Source organism: Solicola gregarius (genome assembly GCF_025790165.1).
GTDB classification, from domain to species: Bacteria; Actinomycetota; Actinomycetes; order Propionibacteriales; family Nocardioidaceae; genus Solicola; species Solicola gregarius.
The window spans coordinates 3526176-3545909 of the sequence record NZ_CP094970.1 but is presented as its reverse complement, the minus strand read 5'-3'; the positions used below and the strand labels follow the sequence as shown (position 1 = coordinate 3545909).

The 19734-nt window shown below is 69.2% G+C and carries 14 protein-coding genes and 1 tRNA gene; 2 read left to right on the top strand and 13 right to left on the bottom strand.

Translation table 11 applies throughout. The features are described from left to right. Window positions 1-9: 9 nt before the first annotated feature. Window positions 10-2952 (bottom strand): helix-turn-helix transcriptional regulator, encoded by a 2943-nt coding sequence (locus L0C25_RS17430; protein WP_271632968.1) that lies wholly within the window; start codon window positions 2950-2952, stop codon window positions 10-12. Between the two features lie 226 nt (window positions 2953-3178). Between L0C25_RS17430 and valS the strand changes: the two genes are divergently transcribed. Continuing rightward, a complete protein-coding gene (gene valS, locus L0C25_RS17425; RefSeq protein ID WP_271632967.1) occupies window positions 3179-5749 on the top strand; it encodes a valine--tRNA ligase in 2571 nt (856 codons plus the stop codon). Between the two features lie 91 nt (window positions 5750-5840). Here the strand turns inward: valS and L0C25_RS17420 are convergent, their stop codons facing one another. From L0C25_RS17420 to L0C25_RS17365, 12 genes are all read right to left on the bottom strand, one after another. Then, entirely contained in the window at window positions 5841-7541 is a 1701-nt protein-coding gene (locus L0C25_RS17420) for a S8 family serine peptidase (protein ID WP_271632966.1), read from the bottom strand. A gap of 10 nt (window positions 7542-7551) precedes the next feature. Next, window positions 7552-8811, bottom strand: coding sequence for a S8 family serine peptidase (locus tag L0C25_RS17415; protein WP_271632965.1), 1260 nt, complete (start codon window positions 8809-8811; stop codon window positions 7552-7554). Between the two features lie 168 nt (window positions 8812-8979). Then, window positions 8980-10128: a saccharopine dehydrogenase family protein gene (locus L0C25_RS17410; protein WP_271632964.1), complete on the bottom strand. Its 1149-nt coding sequence runs from the start codon at window positions 10126-10128 to the stop codon at window positions 8980-8982. Window positions 10129-10133: 5 nt separating this feature from the next. Continuing rightward, on the bottom strand, window positions 10134-11411 hold the full coding sequence (clpX, locus tag L0C25_RS17405; protein ID WP_271632963.1) for an ATP-dependent Clp protease ATP-binding subunit ClpX: 1278 nt from the start codon (window positions 11409-11411) through the stop codon (window positions 10134-10136). A gap of 178 nt (window positions 11412-11589) precedes the next feature. Then, the gene (locus L0C25_RS17400) at window positions 11590-12231 is read right to left on the bottom strand and encodes an ATP-dependent Clp protease proteolytic subunit (RefSeq protein ID WP_271632962.1); all 642 of its coding nucleotides are present in this window, start codon (window positions 12229-12231) and stop codon (window positions 11590-11592) included. A 50-nt stretch (window positions 12232-12281) separates the two neighbouring features. Beyond that, window positions 12282-12911, bottom strand: a complete 630-nt coding sequence (locus L0C25_RS17395; RefSeq protein ID WP_271632961.1) for an ATP-dependent Clp protease proteolytic subunit — start codon at window positions 12909-12911, stop codon at window positions 12282-12284. An 86-nt stretch (window positions 12912-12997) separates the two neighbouring features. Further along, window positions 12998-13675 (bottom strand): dienelactone hydrolase family protein, encoded by a 678-nt coding sequence (locus L0C25_RS17390; RefSeq protein WP_271632960.1) that lies wholly within the window; start codon window positions 13673-13675, stop codon window positions 12998-13000. 130 nt (window positions 13676-13805) lie between these two features. After that, window positions 13806-15557, bottom strand: a complete 1752-nt coding sequence (locus L0C25_RS17385; RefSeq protein ID WP_271632959.1) for a pyruvate dehydrogenase — start codon at window positions 15555-15557, stop codon at window positions 13806-13808. Between the two features lie 96 nt (window positions 15558-15653). Then, a complete protein-coding gene (locus L0C25_RS17380; protein WP_271632958.1) occupies window positions 15654-16118 on the bottom strand; it encodes an SRPBCC family protein in 465 nt (154 codons plus the stop codon). Further along, window positions 16115-17377: an esterase/lipase family protein gene (locus tag L0C25_RS17375; RefSeq protein ID WP_271632957.1), complete on the bottom strand. Its 1263-nt coding sequence runs from the start codon at window positions 17375-17377 to the stop codon at window positions 16115-16117. Before L0C25_RS17375 ends, L0C25_RS17380 begins: the two co-directional genes overlap by 4 nt. A 68-nt stretch (window positions 17378-17445) precedes the next feature. Next, a complete protein-coding gene (tig, locus tag L0C25_RS17370) occupies window positions 17446-18849 on the bottom strand; it encodes a trigger factor (protein WP_271632956.1) in 1404 nt (467 codons plus the stop codon). Window positions 18850-18885: 36 nt separating this feature from the next. After that, window positions 18886-18959: transfer RNA gene (locus tag L0C25_RS17365), tRNA-Pro, on the bottom strand. 164 nt (window positions 18960-19123) lie between these two features. Here L0C25_RS17365 and L0C25_RS17360 point away from each other — a divergent pair. After that, window positions 19124-19729: a nucleoside/nucleotide kinase family protein gene (locus tag L0C25_RS17360; RefSeq protein WP_271632955.1), complete on the top strand. Its 606-nt coding sequence runs from the start codon at window positions 19124-19126 to the stop codon at window positions 19727-19729. Window positions 19730-19734 lie beyond the last annotated feature (5 nt).

The following is a 19734-nucleotide window of genomic DNA, read 5'->3' as shown; positions in this document are numbered from 1 at the left end:
GCGGGACCGTCAGGGCAGTAGGCCCTGCGTACGCGCGAGTGCCGCCGCCTCGGTGCGGCTGCTCGCGCCGAGCTTGGACAGGATGTTCGACACGTGCACGCTCACGGTCTTGGCGCTGATGTAGAGCTGACGCCCGATCTCGGCATTGCTGCGGCCCTGCGCGACGAGCGCGAGGATCTCCTGCTCGCGGGGCGTCAGCGTGACGTCTGTCGACGGCCCGCGGTGTCCGGTCGACCCGATCGCGCGGAGCTCGACGAGCAGCGGTTCGGCCCGCAGCGCGGTCGCGACGTCACGGGCGGCGTCGGCAAGCTGGCGGGCATCCGTACGCCGCCCGACGGCACGGAGCACCGACGCCAGCCGGGTACGCGAGCGGGCCAGCTCGAAGACATGCCCGAACTCCTCGAACGACGCGACCGCGGCTTCCCAGGACGCCACGAGCTCGTCCTCGGCTGGCGGGTCGACTCCGAGCAGCCAGCGCAGTCGCAACGCCTCGGCCTGCACCCGCGCGTGCCACGCCATACCTTCGGGGCCCATCGGCCGCCGCCGCTCTCGCGACTCGCGCATCACGTCGTCGGCCGAGGCGATCAGCTGGTCGATGCGACTGTCCGTCTTCTGCCGCTCGCCCTCCGGCATGCCGGAGGCGTGGTTCGCGAGCTGACCGAGCAGGAGGGCGCTCAGCCGGACCCGCGCGGGGAACCAGACCCACTGCAGGCTGGTGACCGCCTTCGCGATGTCCTCGTACGTCTCGATCGCGGCATCGACGTCGCCGCGGTCCCCTTGGAGGTCGATCTCGGCACCACCGCACTGCACGGCGATCATGCCGTCGCGGAACCACCAGGGCCGGATGCTCGGCGAGAGGTCGAGCGCCTTGGCGTGGCCGCGCCCCGCCGCCACGAGCATGCCGATCGCCGCGAGATTCGCCTCGGCGAGCGGTGGCGGCGACTCGCCGCGCACGTCCGTGATCCGCTTGACGTGGTCCCAGTCGCCCGCGATGTACGCCGTGAGCGCCGCCAGCACCCGCCCGTCGAATCCGTACGGAGCCCACGGCCGACCCGCGTCGCGCGCGGTCTCGTACGCGGCGATGTACGTGGCGAGCGCGTCGTCGAACTCACCCGCCTCATGGTGCACGCTGCCCAGCTGGTGCAGCCCCTTCATCTCGCCGACCAGGTTGTCGGTCTCGCGGGCATGCTCGATCACACTGCGCAACGTGCGCTTCGAGCTCTCGGGGTCGCCGATGCGCGCATCGAGTCGTCCGATCGTCGTCCGAGCATCGGCAACGACCTGCGGTAGGCCAAGCTCGTTGCCGATCCGGATCGCCTCCTCGGCCCAGCGAACCGCCTCGTCATCGCGCTGACGCTCGACGTTGGCGAGGGCATGGACTCCGAGCACCTGCGCCCGCAGCGGCGTCGGCTCCGTCGACACGAGGGACAGCGCCTCGGTGGTCAACGGCAGGACGTCGACATCGGTCTCGCTGACGAACGCCGCCCGCACCAGCGCGACGAGCAAGCGCACGCGGTCGGACTCCTCGAGGGTGGAGTCGCGTTGGAGCAGCTGCTCGCGTACGACCCCGACCGCGCGATGCGGGCTGCCGGCCACCGTGATCGCGTCGCCCGCCTTGACCGTCAGGTCGACCGGGTCGACGTCGAGCGCGGAGTCGAGGGTGGACTCGTCGAGGTGCGCGAGGAGCTCGAGCGCGGTCTCGTAGTGCTGAGCGGCCTCCTCCGGCCCACCGACCGACATGGCGTCGTCGCCCGCCTCGATGCTGGCGCGCAGGGCGGTCTCGACGTCGTGGGCCGCTCGCGCGTGGCGGGCGAGGTCGGCCGCCGTGCCGCCGACCTCGCGGCTTCGCAGCGCCTCCGCGTACCGGGCGTGCAGGCGTACGCGCTCGCCCGGAAGCAGGTCTTCGTAGACGGCCTCGCCGAGCAGGGCATGCCGGAACGCGTATCCGTCGCCCGCCTGCACGAGCACGTTGTGCTCGACCGCCTGGCGAAGCGCGACGTCGAGCCGCTCGGGCTCCAGGTCGGTCACCCGCGAGAGCAAGGCGTACGAGACGCGCCTGCCCGCCCCGGCCGATGCGCGCACCGCCGTACGCGCATCGTCGTCGAGGCGGTCGAGGCGGATCAGCATCAGCTCCGCAAGGTCGTCGGGCATCGTGCCGCGGCCGAACTCGGCGGCACCGACGAGCTCTTCGGTGAAGAACGCGTTGCCCTCGGCTCTGGCGATGATGGTGTTGACGTCCGACTCGGGCATCGGGTCGGGGTGCAGCGTACGGACGAGCGAGCGCACGTCGGCGTCGCCGAGACCCGTGAGGTTGAACCGGGTGACGCCGGCGAGGCGCGACCATTCGGCGACCAGCCGGCGGAGCGGATGGCGCCGGTGCAGATCGTCGCTGCGGTACGACGCGACGATCGCGACCGGCGCTGCGAACGTGCGCGTGAACAGGAAGGTGAGCAGCTCGCGGGTCGACGAGTCGGCCCAGTGCACGTCTTCGACCACGACCAGCAGGGGGCGCGCCGCGGCGAGGCGGTCGAGCGCCCGATAGACCGCCTCGAACAGCTCGCTGCGGTCGAGATGGGTGACGTCCTCGTGCTCGCCGGTCATCACCCGCTGATGCGGCAGCAGCCGGCGTACGGCGGGCAGCTCCTCGGCGAGCTCGGCGATCACCTCGGGCTCGCTCGCGGCGAGCTCGCCGAACACCTCGGTGAACGGAAGGTACGGCAGTGCGCTGTCGCCGAAGTCGAGGCAGTGCCCGACGAGTACGCAGCGGTCGGCGTCACGGGCGCGCTCGACGAGCTCGCCGAGGAGCCGGGTCTTGCCCACGCCGGCGTCGCCGGCCAGCAGAACGGCTCCGCCGCGCGCGCCGCCGCCGGAAACACCCGTGAGACCGGCGAGCCGAGTGAGCTCACCGCTGCGGCCGACGAGAGGGCGTACGCCGACGGAGGTATCAGTCACACCCCTATCATCGCGGGTCCCACCGACAAATCCACCGATATACCGCGGGCGGCGAACACCAAACGGAGCTGACACGCGTGGCTTGTCCGCCGACACGCCCCGCCTCACGGCGAGTCGGCCCACGCCATCACCGCCTCCATGTGTCGGCGTGGCAAAACTCGCGCGTCGGCTCCGTAGAGACAACCGGACTGCGCGCGCCGGGGGCGAAACCCTAGGATGGTGGGCTATGACGAGTGTTCCCGAAAAGCCCGCTCTTGAGGGCCTCGAGGCCAAGTGGTCGAAGGCCTGGGCCGAGCAGGGCACGTATGCGTTCGATCGCAGCAAGCAGCGTACCGAGATCTACTCGATCGACACCCCTCCACCGACGGTGTCCGGGTCGCTGCACGTCGGGCACGTGTTCTCCTACACCCACACCGACGCGATCGCGCGGTTCCAGCGGATGCGCGGTCGCGAGGTCTTCTACCCGATGGGGTGGGACGACAACGGGCTCCCCACCGAGCGCCGCGTACAGAACTACTACGGCGTGCGATGCGACCCGTCGTTGGCGTACGACCCCGAGTTCACGCCGCCGGAGAAGCCCGACCCGAAGCGGCAGGTCCCGATCAGCCGGCGCAACTTCATCGAGCTGTGCAACCGGCTGGTGATCGAGGACGAGAAGGTCTTCGAGGACCTCTGGCGCACGCTCGGGCTCTCGGTCGACTGGTCCCAGACGTACACGACCGTCGGCGACACGGCCCGGGCGACATCGCAGCGGGCGTTCCTGCGCAATCTGTCGCGTAACGAGGCGTACCAGCAGGACGCACCGACCCTGTGGGACGTCACCTTCCAGACGGCCGTCGCCCAGGCCGAGGTCGAGGCGCGCGAATACCCTGGCGCCTTCCACCGCATCGCGTACCACGGCGCCGACGGCCCGCTCTACGTCGAGACGACGCGTCCGGAGCTCGTCGCCGCGTGTGTCGCGCTCATCGCGCACCCGGAGGACGAGCGCTACCAGGGCATCCTCGGCAGTACGGTGCGATCGCCACTGTTCGATGTCGAGGTCCCGGTCGTCGCCCACCACGCCGCCGAGATGGACAAGGGCGCCGGCATCGCCATGTGCTGTACGTTCGGCGATCTCACCGACGTGCAGTGGTGGCGAGAGCTCGACCTGCCCAACCGCACGATCATCGGTCGTGACGGCAGGCTGCTGCGCGACACCCCCGACTGGATCGAGAGCGAGACCGGTCGCACGCGGTACGAGGAGCTCGCCGGCAAGACGGTGTTCTCGGCCCGCGAGGCGATGGTCGCGGCGCTGCGCGAGAGCGGTGACCTCGACGGCGAACCCAAGCCCACCGAGCGGATGGCCAACTTCTACGAGCGGGGCGAGAAGCCGCTCGAGATCGTCTCGACCCGTCAGTGGTACATCAAGAACGGCGGCCGAGACCCCGAGCTCCGCGGCCATCTCGTCGCGCGCGGCTCCGACATCGGCTGGGTCCCGGAGTACATGAAGCACCGCTACACCAACTGGATCGACGGCCTCAACGGCGACTGGCTGGTATCCCGGCAGCGGTTCTACGGTGTCGCGATCCCGGTGTGGTTCCGCCTCGACGACGCGGGCGAGCTCGACTACGACAACCCGATCGTGCCCGACGAGTCCGAGCTGCCGATCGACCCCGCGTCGCAGGCTCCGAAGGGCTTCGACGAGGCACAGCGAGGCGAGCCCGGCGGCTTCGTCGGCGACCCGGACATCCTCGACACCTGGGCGACGTCGTCCCTGTCGCCGCAGATCGCCTGCGGCTGGGTGCACGACGAGGACCTCTTCGCGCGTACGTTCCCGATGGACCTGCGCCCACAGGCGCACGACATCATCCGTACCTGGCTGTTCTCGACGGTCGTCCGCTCCCACCTCGAGCACGACTGCGCGCCCTGGGCGTACGCCGCGATCTCGGGCTTCGTCGTCGACCCCGACCGCAAGAAGATGAGCAAGTCGAAGGGCAACGTGGTCGTGCCCAACGAGATCCTCGACAAGTTCGGCTCCGACGCCGTGCGCTGGCGTGCCGCGATGGCGCGGCCGGGCGCAGACTCGCCGTTCGACGAGCAGCAGATGAAGGTCGGGCGCCGACTGGCGATGAAGGTGCTCAATGCGAGCCGGTTCGTGCTCGCCACCGACACGTTCGGTATCGGCGCGACATTAGAGGACGCCGATCCACGACTGGTCACCGAACCGCTCGACCTCGCGATGCTGCGCCGGCTTCGCCAGATCGTCGAGGAGGCGACGGACGCGCTCGAGCGCTATGACTACACCGCGGCACTGGAGTCGGCGGAGCGGTTCTTCTGGACCTTCTGCGACGACTACCTCGAGCTGGTCAAGGAGCGTGCGTACGGTCGCGGGTCCGACGAGGAGACGGCCTCCGCCAAGGCTGCGCTGGCGATCGCGCTCTCGGTCCAGCTGCGGCTGCTCGCGCCGTTCCTGCCGTACGTCACCGAAGAGGTGTGGTCGTGGTGGCAGCGGGGCTCGATCCACCGTGCGCGCTGGCCGCATCCGGAGGACGACGTGGCCGTCGTACCCCACAACCCCGATGCGCTGGCGGCCGCCGGCGAGGTGCTCGCCGGCCTGCGCGGCGCGAAGTCGAACGCGAAGGTCGGCATGAAGACCGAGGTGACCGCCGTGACCGTACGCGGTCCGAAGGAGCGGCTCGACCTGCTCGGCCGGACCCTCGACGACGTACGCGCGGCGGGTCGGGTCACAGGCACGCTGACGACGGAGGCCGACGAGTCCGCGGAGAGCCTGGCGGTCGAGGCCACCCTCGCCCAGTAACGCTGAGGAGAGGATTCTGGCCCTGTGAGGAGAGAAATCCGGCCCGGCTGCCGGGCCGGATTTCTCTCCTCACAGGGCCAGAATCCTCTCCTCAGCGTTGGGCGGTGACGTACGTCTTGGCGAGCGCCTCGCTCGCCCCGGCCTTCTGCCAGTCGATCACGCCGAGGTACGAGGTGCCCTTGGCCAGCTTCGCCGCACGCAACCGCCAGGAACTCGTCTCGGCGAGGCCCACCTGCTGCTTCTTCGGCCTGATCGCCAGGTTGCCGTTCGCCTGAGAGCCGACGTTGTACGAGCGCAGCGTGAACGACGTCTTGGCCGCGTCGCCGTGCGTCGACCACGCCTGCACGAACACGTAGTACTTGCCCGCCTTCGGTTTGGCGACGGTCGCCGACTCGTCGGACCCGCCGGTGGCCGACTCGGCGACCGGCTTGCCGTCGGGGCCGTACACGTAAAGGTCCAGGTCGTCGGCCGCAAAGTCCGGGATCGTCTCAAATCGCATCGCCTTCGTGGCCTCGGTTGCGGTGATGGTCTGCACGTAGTTGCGCTCGTCGTTCGGGTCGAAGTCTCCCCGCTCGGTGCTCTCCGCCTCGCCGGCGGTGTCACGCGCCGGCACGAGGCCACGAACCCGCGGCGCGAGCGTGCCGCGTACGCCGGCGACCGTCGTGACCAACGTGCTCGTCGCGACGCGTACCGAATCCGGTGCCTGCAGTGCAGACGGCTTGGCGACGACGGGCACCCGAACCCGATGTGAGCCGTCCGCGAACACGACGTTGCCGCTCACGTACGCGCCCAACGCCGCCTTCCTACGCTCGAACTTCAGGCGTACGCGCTGCGTCGCGCCGGGTGCGATGGTGAACGACGCCGGCGTTGCCGTGACCTTGATGCCCTTCAGGCCACGGGTGTCCACGGTGTACGTCGAGGCGGAGTCGTCGACGTTCGTGACCGTACGGGTGACCGCCTCGCGACCGGCGAAGTTGTTGATCGCGATCGACGGCGTATTGGTATTGGACGCCTTGCGCCTAGTGTCCGAGATCGGTGTGCCATCGGCGTACGTGACACCCTGACCGGCGAGGTACGCGGTCCAGTCGTCGAAGTCGCTGTCGAGGACGAGGCCGGGATCGAAGAACCGTCGCGGCGTCACGAACCCGGCGCCCTGGCTGAACGGGCTGCGGTCGCCGTTGAGGTCCCGCGCGGTGGTCATCATCGCCGACTTGATCTCCATCGGCGACCAGTCCGGGTACTTCTGCTTGAACAGCAACGCCAGCCCGGCGATGTGCGGCGACGACATCGACGTGCCGGTGTAGAGCGCGAAGTCCTCGTCGTTGTTGCGTTCCGGCGCAACCGCCGCGAGTACGTCGGTGCCCGGCGCGGCGATATCGGGCTTCAGCAGGTCGCCTTCGGCGGCCAGCGACGGCCCTCGGCTCGAGCCGCTGTTGATCGCCGGCGGCGGCGTGGTCGTCGTGCCCTTGTTCACGCGGGCCTGGATCGCGGCCGCCGCGCCGTCGCGAGCCGCGTCGGCGTACACGTCGTCGCGGAACTCCGCGCGTAGGTGGATCGTCGGGATCGGGTGCATGTCGGCGACGGTGTCGTCGGCACTGCCGGGCACGTTCGTGATGACGGCGCCGACGCCGCCCGCATCGGCCACGACCTGGCTCTTCTCGACGCGGGCGTTCTCGCCTCGATCGCAGACCACGATCTTGCCCTCCGCCGCGGCCGTATCGAGCGTGTCGGGCAGGCAGAGCGCCGCGTCCTCGTCGCTCGCATCGGACGCCTTCGCCGATCGAGACGTCACGACCGGCGCCTCAGGTACGTCCTGGGTGCTGACCGAGGCACCGACGTACGCGTGTCCGTTGCCGAACTTCGAGGGTGCCCTCGTAGAGGTAGTGCGTGGCGTTGGCGACGGTCGTGAGCCACGGGCTCGGATGCGCGACGGTCGTGATGTCCGGACCGCTGTTGCCGGCAGAGGTCGAGACGAATACACCGGCGTCGGCGGCGTACATGAACGCGAGCTCGACCGGGTCGACCGGGTTGTCGAGCGCGCCCGAGATCGAGTAGTTGATGGCGTCGACGCCGTCCTTGACCGCGGCGTCGACCGCCGCGACGGAGTCGCTGCCCGTGCACCCGCCGGCCTCGGGATCCTCTTCTTCCCAGCACACCTTGTACGACGCGACCTTCGCGGCCGGCGCCATGCCGGAGATCTCGCCGAAGTCGATGCCGCCGGAAGATGCCGCGACGCCGCTGTTGCCGGCCGCCGTCGATGCCGTGTGGCTGCCGTGGCCGCCGAGGTCTTCGGGCGAGAGGAACTCGCCGTCGTACACCTCGCCGTAGCCCTCGTGGAAGTAGCGGCCGCCGATCAGCTTGTCGTTGCACTCGAAGTCGGCGCCCGGGTCGTCGTCCTCACTCTCGGCGCAGACGCCGTTCCACCGATCCGAGACGTGACCGCCGGTCGCGGCGAACGACGCGCTGTCGGAGTCGACCCCGCTGTCGACGATCCCGATGACCGTGCCCTTGCCGGCTCCGTCCTTCGCGCTCCCTCCCCCGAGCCGGCGCCAGACACCACCCGATCCGCTCAGCTTGAGCAGGTCGGGCGTGTGCCAGGTGTCGAGCTTGCGGATGTCGTCCTTGACGACGGCGAGCACGTCCGAGCGATGGGCGAGCTGGGCCGCCTGATCGGCGGTCAGCTCTGCGGCGAAGCCGTTGAGCGCGGTCGTGTAGTTGTAGAACGCGTCGGCGCCGACGGACGCGACCGCCTCGTCCTGCCGGTCGCGCAGGTGGGCGGTGTAGCGCTCCGCGGCGCGGGTCGACGAGTCGTACGTCTGCCGGCCACGCGCGGCGGTCCGGCGGTATCCGTCGGCACCACCCGCGTACGCCGCCGCCGGCTCTCCTGCCATGACGACGACGTAGTCGCCGGCACGGAATCCGTTGGCGTCGTCGAAGGTGGGGTCGGAGGAGGCGGCGGCCGTGAGCGGCGTCGCTCCGGCAAGGCCAGCGATCAGCGCCGTCGCCGACGCGACGGCGACGATATGGCGGGACGTACGAGTACCGGCGCGTCGCTGTGACACGGTGGTGCCCCTCTTCGGCGTTTGGCCGGAGCGCCTCCGGCTTGCGAAACGGTCACTACCCCATCGCACCCACGCCATGCTCGTGCCCCCGCGTGCGGATGCGCCACACGGCAATATACATGCGCCCCTGCGTACGCAACCCCAGGCTCGCGGAGGACGGAATCCTGCTCAGCGAGCAGGGTCGAGGGTTTCGGCGAAGTCGAGGCGGCGCAGCAGGTGCTCGCCCATCGCGACCGCCGTCGTCAGCTGCCCGGAGCGTTCGGGCAGATCGTCGAGCGCGAGGCACAGCGCCGACTCACCGAGGATGCGTGCGGTCTCGTCGTAGCCGGGATCGCCGCCCGACACCTGGGTCTCGATCGACACGCCATCGGCCTCGGCGACGAACTGGATCCGGAACCATGACCGCGACCGCTGCTCCTCGCTCGGCCCGTCGCCCGGTTGCTTGAAACGCAGCAACGCGTCGCGTAGCGGCGGGACCTGGGACGCGACGAGCAGCCCACCGAGGCCCGCGGTCGTGCCCGCCGCCATGGCGAGCCGCTTGAACAACGCGTACTGCCCGTAGCGGAAGTCGGGCCCGTACGCGTCCAGCGCCCGCGCAGACCGACGGACGATGGCCGGGTCGATCGTCGGCATCGGCAACGCCCACCCGCGCCCACCGGGACCGCGTGCGGGTCGCGATGGGAGGGCGCGTACGCGTCGGTCGGCGGGCCGAGCCTCCCGCTTGCGTCGCTCGTCGCCCAGACCGGCCGACCGGCGTACGCGCGACATGCCGCGGATCGCCGAGTGGTACGTACCGCCGGAGAAGCCCGCGGACGCGGTCACGTAACCGCGCACGGTGATCGGCACGTCGTCGGGGAGCTGGGAGACGGTGTACAGCACGCCGAGGTCGTGCGGCACGGAGTCGTACCCGCAGGCGTGCACCAGCCGGGCGCCCGTACGCCGGGCGAGGGCGTCATAGCGCAGCCACATCCGGTCGACGAACTCCGACTCGCCGGTCAGGTCGCAGTACGTCGTGCCCGCCTCCGCGCATGCGGCGACGACGGGTTCGCCATGCTCCACGTACGGGCCGACCGTCGTGGCGAGGACCCTGGTCTGCTCGGCCGCGGAGCGTACCGATGCCGCGTCGGAGATGTCGACGGGTACGACGTCGGGCGCGCTGCCGACCTTCGCGAGCTCGGACTGCAACGACTCCAACGCGCCCGGGTTGCGGCCGGCGATCGCCCACCGGATGTCGTCGGGTGCATGCGCAGCGAGATACTTCGCCGTCAGCCCGCCCGCGAAGCCAGTCGCGCCGAGCAGTGTCACGTCGTAGGGCACGACCCTTAGGACGCCTTCTCGCGACGCTCGGCGGGCTCATGATGTACGAGCGTGGGGTTGACGTTGTCTTCGACGGTCTCGCGGGTGACGACGACCTTCGCGACGTCGTCGCGGCTCGGCACGTCGTACATGACGTTCAGCAGCACCTCTTCGATGATCGCCCGCAGCCCGCGTGCACCCGTGCCGCGCAGCAGCGCGAGGTCGGCCATCGCCTCGACGGCGTCCTCGGTGAACTCCAGCTCGACGTTGTCGATCTCGAACAGCTTGGCGTACTGCTTGGTGAGCGCGTTGCGCGGCTCGGTGAGGATCTCGACGAGCGCCTCCTGATCGAGCTGGTCGACCGTGGCGATCACCGGGAGGCGGCCGATGAACTCCGGGATGAGCCCGAACTTGAGGAGGTCCTCGGGCATCACCTGGGAGAAGATCTTGGCGGGCTCGGTCTTCACGAGCTCCTCGACGTCGACGTTGAAACCGAGCGACATCTTGCCGCTGCGCTGCTCGATCAGCTGCTCGAGCCCTGCGAACGCGCCGCCGACGATGAACAGGACGTTCGTCGTGTCGATCTGGATGAACTCCTGGTGCGGGTGCTTGCGGCCGCCCTGCGGAGGCACCGACGCGGTCGTGCCCTCCAGGATCTTCAGCAGCGCCTGCTGCACGCCCTCGCCGGAGACATCGCGGGTGATCGACGGGTTCTCGCTCTTGCGGGCGATCTTGTCGACCTCGTCGATGTAGATGATGCCCTTCTCGGCCTTCTTGACGTCGTAGTCGGCGGCCTGGATGAGCTTGAGCAGGATGTTCTCGACGTCCTCACCGACGTACCCGGCCTCGGTGAGCGCGGTGGCGTCGGCGATGGCGAACGGCACGTTGAGCATCCGCGCGAGCGTCTGCGCGAGGTACGTCTTGCCGCAGCCAGTGGGGCCGATCAGCAAGATGTTGGACTTCTGCAGCTCGACGCCTTCGTCGCGGGTGTGACGACCGGCGGCGACACCGGCCTGCACCCGCTTGTAGTGGTTGTAGACGGCGACCGAGAGCGACTTCTTCGCGGAATCCTGACCGATCACGTAGCCGTTCAGGAACTCATAGATCTCGCGCGGCTTGGGCAGCTCCTCGAGGCCCGCCTCCGCGCCCTCGGACAGCTCCTCTTCGATGATCTCGTTGCAGAGGTCGATGCATTCGTCGCAGATGTAGACGCCGGGCCCGGCGATCAGCTTCTTGACCTGCTTCTGGCTCTTGCCACAGAACGAGCACTTCAGCAGGTCTCCGCCGTCACCGATGCGTGCCACGTCGCCGCGTCCTTCCGATCGATTTCCCGCGCACGAGTGGCGCGCGGGGCTTCTGGCTCGACGTTACCCGCTCCCGGGTCAAACGTCAGGTTTCTAGCGCGTGTCCCGTACACGCCCTGGAGGTGCTGCCCGCAGCGTACGCGAGAGCGCGGACACTGCGGGCTGAACGCCTTCTCGATCAGACCGCGGGCGTCTTCAGCGTGCCGAGCACCTGGTCGACCAGGCCGTACTCGACCGCCTGCTCGGCCGTCAGGATCTTGTCGCGCTCGACGTCGCGGCTGACCTCCTCGACCGGCTTGCCGGAGTTGTCGGCGATCATCTGCTCGAGCAGCTCGCGCATCCGGATGATCTCGTTGGCCTGGATCTCGAGGTCGGAGCTCTGGCCGTACGTGCCCTCGGTGTAGGGCTGGTGGATCAGGATCCGGCTGTTCGGCAGCGCCATCCGCTTGCCGGGCGTGCCGGCCGCGAGCAGGATCGCCGCCGCCGACGCCGCCTGGCCGAGGCACACCGTCTGGATGTCGGGCTTGAGGTAGCGCATCGTGTCGTAGATCGCGGTCAACGCGGTGAACGACCCGCCCGGGCTGTTGATGTAGATCTGGATGTCGCGGTCGGGGTCCATCGACTGCAGGCACAGCAGCTGCGCCATCACGGCGTTGGACACCTCGTCGCTGATCGGCGTGCCGAGGAAGACGATGCGGTCCTCGAACAGCTTGGCGTACGGGTCGATCCGGCGGAAGCCGTACGACGTGCGCTCTTCCCACTGTGGGATGTAGTAGTTCATGTTCGGTGCGGTCTGCTGGTGCAGAGGCATGTCGTTCATCGCTGGTCCTGGGGTAGAAGCGGATGCGAGGGTTCGGATGTCGGCGGCGGTCATTCGTTGGCACCTCCCGCCACGTCGCCCGCCTGCTGGACCACATGGTCGATGAAGCCGTAATCGAGCGCCTGCTCGGCGGTGAACCAGCGGTCGCGGTCGGAGTCGGTCTCGATCTGCTCGACCGACTGGCCGGTGTGCTGGGACTGGAGCTCGTTCAGCTGCTTCTTGAGCAGCAGGCTCTGCTCGGCCTGGATCTTGATGTCGGACGCCGAGCCACCGAGGCCTCCCGACGGCTGGTGCATCATGATCCGCGCGTGCGGGAGCGCGTACCGCTTGCCCTTCGTGCCGGCGGCAAGCAGGAACTGCCCCATCGAGGCGGCGAGGCCCATGCCGACCGTGACGACATCGTTGGAGATGAACTGCATGGTGTCGTAGATCGCCATGCCGGAGTCGACGGAACCGCCGGGCGAGTTGATGTACAGCCGGATGTCGGTCTTGGGATCCTCTGCATTGAGCAGCAGCATCTGCGCACAGATCGCGTTGGCGTTCTGGTCACGTACCTCGGCGCCGAGGAAGACGATGCGCTCCTTGAGCAGGCGCTGGTAGATGTGGTCGTCGAGGCCGAGGTTGGCGGCCTCACCTGCCATACGGGGGCTCGCGTGCGAGTCGTTCTGCGTCGTGTTCACGCAATCGACCCTAGCGAAGGCGGGCGACGGAACCACGCGGGACCGGGGGTTGTTCGCTCAGGGCGCACGTACGGCCGCGGACGGGTTCATGCCTCGGGCCGGTCGGACGCCAGCTCACGTGGGAAGAACCGCGTGTCGAGCCGCCCTGCCGGTACGCGGAAGTGGCTGCCGGGGAACGCGAGCAAGGTCTTCTCTGCGGACCCGAATGCGTCGAACACGGCGAGACCGGAGTCGCGATCGATCTCGGGGTCGTCCCACGGCAGCAGGAACTCGAGGGGAACCGTGATCTTGCGCGCGGCATCGAGGATCGCGTCGTACACGAACACGCCACCGAAGATCGCTGCCGTGATCCGCGAGTCGGTCGCGACGAGCGGTATACCGATCGCGCTTGCGAGTGTCATGCCGGAATACCCGATGCTGCTCGTGGTGCCGATCTCGGGGAGCGTCTGGAGAGCGTCGATCGTCGCCTGCCATTCGGGCACGGCCCGCTCGGCCAGCGAGCCGTTGTAGGCCGTGATGGACGGCGCGAGCGACTCGCCTGCCGCCCGCGCGGCGAGCATCGAGTCGACCCACTGCTGGTCGGTCGTGGAGCGTGGCCGCTCACCGTGGCCCGGTGCGTCGATAGCGGCGGCGTGGAAGCCGTAGCGGGTGACCAACGCCTGAGCCCTCGACACCAGACCGGCGGAGCGCTTGTGCAGACCCCCACCGTGGCCCAGGAGCACCAGTGCCGCGCCGGGTGCTGGAGACGTCGGCGACCAGAGCACGCCAGGGACGTCCCCGACCGTGAACGAGCGGTCGATGACGCCATCGGCGGTGCGTTCTGAGTTGATCTGAAGAGCGATCTGGTGAGCGTAGCGGATCCGGCGCCGACCCGCGTCCGCGTTTGCGCAGGGGCTACGGTCGCGGGATGTTGCGGATGTTCGATCGCGCCATCGCGACGGCCTCGCCGACGCCGCCGTTCATGACCATCTTCGAGACCGCGAGCGCGAACCCGGAGATCTGCTCGCCCTTGATCATCGGCGGGATCGACAGTGCCAGCGGGTCGGTGACGAGGTCGACGAGCGCGGGACCCTCGTGGGCGAGCGCATCGCTGAGCGCACCCTCGATGTCGGCCGGGCGCTCGACTCGTCGCGACCAGATGCCGAGTGCGGCCGCGACGGCGGCGTAGTTGGTCTCAGGTACGTCGACGCCGTAGTCGGGCAGCCCGTCGACGAGCATCTCCAGCTTGACCATGCCGAGCGTGGAGTTGTTGAACAGCACCACCTTGACGGGCAGGTCGTACATCGCCAGCGTCACCAGCTCGCCGAGCAGCATCGACAGCCCGCCGTCGCCGGACACGGAGACCACCTGCCGTCCGGGTTGCGCCGTCGCCGCGCCGATGGCGTGCGGGAGAGCGTTCGCCATCGACCCGTGCAGCGCAGAGCTGAGGAACCGGCGCCGCCCGTTCGGGTTGAGGTACCGGGCCACCCACACGTTGCACATGCCGGTGTCTGCGGTGAACACGGCATCCTCGGCCGCCACGCGATCGAGCACCGACGCGGCGTACTCCGGGTGGATCGGCGTCTTGTCCTCGACCTTCTTGGTGTACGCGCCGACGACCTTGTGCATCAGGTCGTCGTGCTTCTTCAACATCGTGTCGAGGAACGAACGGTTCTGCTTCTGGTCGACGAGCGGCAGCAACGCCTCCATCGTCGGCAACACGTCGGCGTTGACGGCCAGGTCGAGGCTCGTACGCCGGCCCAGTCGTTCGGGTGCACGGTCGACCTGCGCCGTGGAGACGTCATCGGGCAGGAACTGGTCGTAGGGGAAGTCGGTGCCCAGCATGAGCAGCAGGTCGGCACCGTGCATTCCGGCATGCGCCGCGCCGTACCCGAGCAGGCCCGTCATGCCGACGTCGTACGGGTTGTCGTACTGGATCCACTCCTTGCCCCGCAGCGAGTGCCCGATCGGCGCGCCGATCTTGCCGGCGAGCTCGATGACCTCGTCGTGCGCGCCCTCGACACCCGCGCCGGCGAAGACCGCCACCGACCGTGCCCTGTTGATCGCGGCCGCGAGATCGGTGACGTCGTCCGGATGCGGCCGCAGCGAGGCGCGGCGAGGTACGACCAACGCGGGCGCGTCGGCGTTCGCGTCGAGCTGCGCGACGTCGCCCGGCAGGACCGCGACCGAGACCCCGCGCTGGGTGATCGCGTGCTGCATCGCGGCTTGGATGATCCGTGGCGCTTGTTCGGCACGGCCGATCAGCTCGGTGTAGTGCGAGCACTCGAAGAACAACCGCTCCGGATGTGTCTCCTGGAAGTAGCCCATGCCGATCTGCGAGCTGGGGATGTGCGACGCGATCGCGAGCACGGGCGCGCCGGAGCGGTGCGCGTCGTACAGGCCGTTGATCAGGTGCAGGTTGCCCGGGCCACACGACCCCGCACAGACCGCGAGCTCGCCGGTCAGCTGCGCCTCGGCCGCCGCCGCGAAAGCCGCGGCTTCCTCGTGTCGGGTGTGCACCCAGTCGATCCCGCCCTTGGCGGATCCGCCCGTGCGGCGTACGGCGTCGACGACCGGGTTGAGACTGTCGCCGACGATCCCGTAGATCCGTCGCACGCCGGAATCTTGAAGCTGCTTGACCAACTGCTCCGCTACCGTCTTCGCCATGGCGAAGAGTCTAGGTGCTCTCCCTCCACGAGATTTGGTCCGTAACGCACCGTTTCGTCGTTCAGAACGGGACGTTCGGGCCCAAATGTCGAGGAGTCAGCCGCGCTCGGCCTCGGTCTTGATCCGCGCGAGGGTCGTCTCCATGCCACGGATGAGGTCCTTCTCGAGACCGGCGTTGCCGCCGAGGAAGAGCCGGACGAAGAGCTGCGAGAACCCCGTCGTCCCGTTCGGCGCCTCGCGTCGCTCGGTCACCCGCGTACCCGACTCGGTCGATTCCACCGTGTACGACCACACCGTCTTGTTCTCGCTGACCCGGAACGCGATCCGCTCCTTCGGCGCCAACGCCACCACCTTGGCGCTCGTCGGCCACACCAGCATCCCCTTGCGGTTCAGGTTGAGCGTCCGGGCGCCCTGGCGTACCTCGCCGAACACCACCATCTTGCGACACTGAGGGCTCCACTCCCCCATCCGCTTGAGATTCGACACGATCGGCCAGACCCGGTCGACGGGTGCGTCGATGTCCGTACTCAGCTCGAGCACATCGCTGATCGTCTCGGTCATGGGTCTCCTCCAGTGGTGGGCGGTACGGCGGGTACGGCGGGCAGCGACGATCGCGACTCGTCGAACCAGGCGACGAGGCACTCGGCGACCTCGGGATAGTTGAGCAGTGCGAAATGGTCGGCTCCGCCGACATGATCGGTCAGTGCTCCGGGTACGACCGACCCTCCGCGTGCACTTCGCCCGTGCGCGGACGGCAGCCGGACGAACAGGTCGCCGAACAGCCTGCTTGCCGGCTGGCCGGGCGCGTTCCCGATCGTCGCGGCGACGAAGTGGTAGTCGGCGTACGGGAGCGGGGCTGCGGCCAGGCGGTCGAGCCCCCAGCGCCGGGTGAGGTCCTGACCGGACCACTCCTCGCGGCTGATGTAGCCGTGCCGGAGATCGACGATTCCGGGCGAGCGGGTATCGAGAATGCGTCCGAACGGCGCCGTCTCGGGCACGACACTCAGCGCACGGGACCCGAGATGTACGGCCTTCTCGAGCGGGGCCCCGAGATGGGGCGTACCGAGGCAGACGACCTGTCGGACGAGTCGCGGCCAGTCCGTACCTCCGGCGACGCCATGGCTGCCGGCCGAACGCGCGACGAGCCCACCCATCGAATGCCCGACGAACGCGAGCCGGGAGACCGCGACCGGCCAGGCATCGATCAGCCGCGTGACGAGCGCGGACAGGAGCTCGCCGTTGGCGGACACGTTCAGACCTGTGTTGTAGCGGATGAGCACCGGCGTGTAGTCGGTGTCGTCCTCGACCCGAGACGGGTACGTGCCGCTGCCGGCCCGCTCCGCGAGCCGCCACGAGTCGTCGTTCTCGCCGAGCCCGTGCAGGAAGATCGCGATCCGGTCGGTCGCGCGCGGGTACGCGGCGCGCAGCGACTCGGCCTCGATCTCGACGTCACGGCCGCCGACTCGCACGGCCATCTCGATGGCGTGCCGGTCGCCGCGTTCGGCGAGCTCCGACCCGACGAGCGCGTTGACGGCCGAGACGACGTACCGGCCGGTCGTACTGGCCTCGAGCGATGCACCGATGCCGCGGTCCGCCGCCCGTTCGAGCAACCGACCCGACCCACGTACGCCGAGCGACACCCCCGCGTACGCGAGGTCGGCGACCCGATCGTGGACGGCCTCGGGAAGCGACCCACCGATGCGACGCGTCGCCCCGAACGCGCGCCGCGCTACGGCACGGTGCACGTCGCGTGCCGTCGACACGACCAGGCGATCGGCGTACCCGAGCGCGAGGGCGGCCGTATGGGTCGTGCGAGGCATGGCCACATACTGCCGGTATCCGAAGGTGAGCGCACGCCTACGCGACGCGCGTCACATTCGGCGATGGCTCAGATGCTGGCCGCGGCGTCGACCGACGGCTCTTCGTCATCGGCGGTTTCGGCGGTCTCGTCGTCGTCATCGTCGGCGAGCGTGCCGTCGGCCTGCAGACGCTTGAGATCGACGGCGTTGCCGGACTTGTCGGTGACGGTGGCGTCCTCGACGATCTGTGCGAGCGCCTTGCCGCGGATGACCTCGCTGACCATCTGGGGCACGTGGTTGTGCTCCATCATGTGCTGCGCGTACTGCTGCGGGTCGGCCCCGGACTGCTGCGCGCGCCGCAGGATGTGCTCGGTCAGCTCGGACTCCTCGATGCCGATCTCGGCCTTCCTGGAGATCTCGTCGAGCAGGAACTGCGCGGCGAGCGCGTCGCGGACGCGCTTCTCGAGGTCCGCCTCGAACTCGTCGGCGGTCTGCTCCTCCGACTCGAGGTAGTCGTCCATGGTGATCCCGGCGTACGTGAGCTGCTCGGTGATCTGCTCGCGGCGGCCGTTGATCTCCTCCTCGACGACACCCTCCGGGAGCGGGATGTCGACTCGCTCCAGCAGCTCCTCGAGCACCAGGTCGCGCGCCTCGCTCGCCTGCTCCATTCGCTTGCCGCGTACGACCCGCTCGTGCAGGTCGGCGCGCAGCTCGTCGGCGGTGTCGAACTGCGACGCCTCCTGCGCGAACTCGTCGTCGAACTCGGGAAGCTCCTGCTCCTTGACCTCCGTGACGGAGACCTCGACCTGGACGTCCTGACCCTTGAGCTCGCCGCCGACCAGCTCGGTGTCGAAGGTCGCCGACTCGCCGGCGGAGAGTCCGGTCAGCGCCTCGTCGAGGCCGTCGAGCATCTCGCCCGTGCCGACCTGGTACGACATGCCCTCGGCCTGCGCGGCCTCGATCTTCTCGCCGTCCTTGGACGCCGAGAGGTCGATCGTGACGTAGTCGCCGTCGGCGACCGCACGCTCGACGGTCTGATAGGTCGCGAACCGCTCACGCAGGCCGTCGATCTGCTCCTGGACGTCGTCGTCGGACACCTCGGCGTCCTCGACGGTCACCGAGAGGTCGTCGTAGGTCGGGAGCTCGATCTCGGGTCGTACGTCGAGCTCTGCGGTGAACTCGAGCGTCTCGCCGTACTCCAGCTTGGTGAGGTCGACCTCCGGCTGGCCCAGCGGCTGCAGCTCGTGCTCCTCGAGCGCCTTGCCGTACAGGCCGGGGAGCGCATCGTTGACGGCCTCGTTGAGGACCGATTCGCGGCCCACCCGCTGATCGACGATCTGCGGTGGGACCTTGCCCCGACGGAAACCGGGGATGTTGATCTGCTGACCGATCTGCTTGTACGCCGCGTCGAGGCTCGGCTTGAGCTCCTCGAAGGGCACCTCGACGGTCAGCTTGACCCTGGTCGGGCTCAGGGTCTCGGTGGCGCTCTTCACGCTGGGTGGCTCCTCTTGAATCTGCATCGATGAACGTCGGGATGACAGGATTTGAACCTGCGACCTTCCGCTCCCAAAGCGGACGCGCTACCAACCTGCGCCACATCCCGGTCGACGCACACTAGCGCCCGGTCGAGTCTAGTCGACCGGGCAATTCACGGGCGAACCGGCACGTACGCCGGGCCGCGCTCGCCGAGGTACGGCTTCCGGCCACCAGCAATGGCTCTTGTGGCCGGACGGCGTACCTCGGCGAGGATGGGACAGACTTGCGCGGGTGACGATCCGCCCCCTCAACGATCTCATCGCCGCGCTCCGCCGTCGTACGCCCGTCACCGGACGAACCCGCGTCCTCGCCGTCGACGGACCCAGCGGGTCCGGCAAGACCTCGCTCGCCGCCCGTCTCGCGAATGCCGCGGACCGTACGGGCACCCCGATCCCGGTCGTGCACCTCGACGACATCTACCCAGGATGGGACGGTCTGGCCGACGCGCCCGGTCTCCTGGTCGACGGCGTCCTGCGCCCGCTGCGCGACCGCGGTCCCGCCGCGTACCACCGATGGGACTGGGAGCGCGGCGAGTGGGCGGAGCGCCACGACGTCCCGGCGACGGACGCGCTCATCGTGGAGGGTGTCGGATCGGGCGCGCTCGCCTGCGCGCCCTTCCTGACCATGCTCGCCTGGGTCGACGCGCCCCGCGACGTGCGCATGGCGCGCGGGATCGACCGCGACGGCGAGACCTACCGGCCCCATTGGGAACGCTGGGCGGTGCAGGAGGTGGCGATGTTCGCCGCCGACGGTACGCGCGAGCGCGCGGACCTACGCATCGACGGCGATCCGTCGGAGCCGCACTCACGCGACCGCGAGGTCGTCCTGATCGACTGACTCAG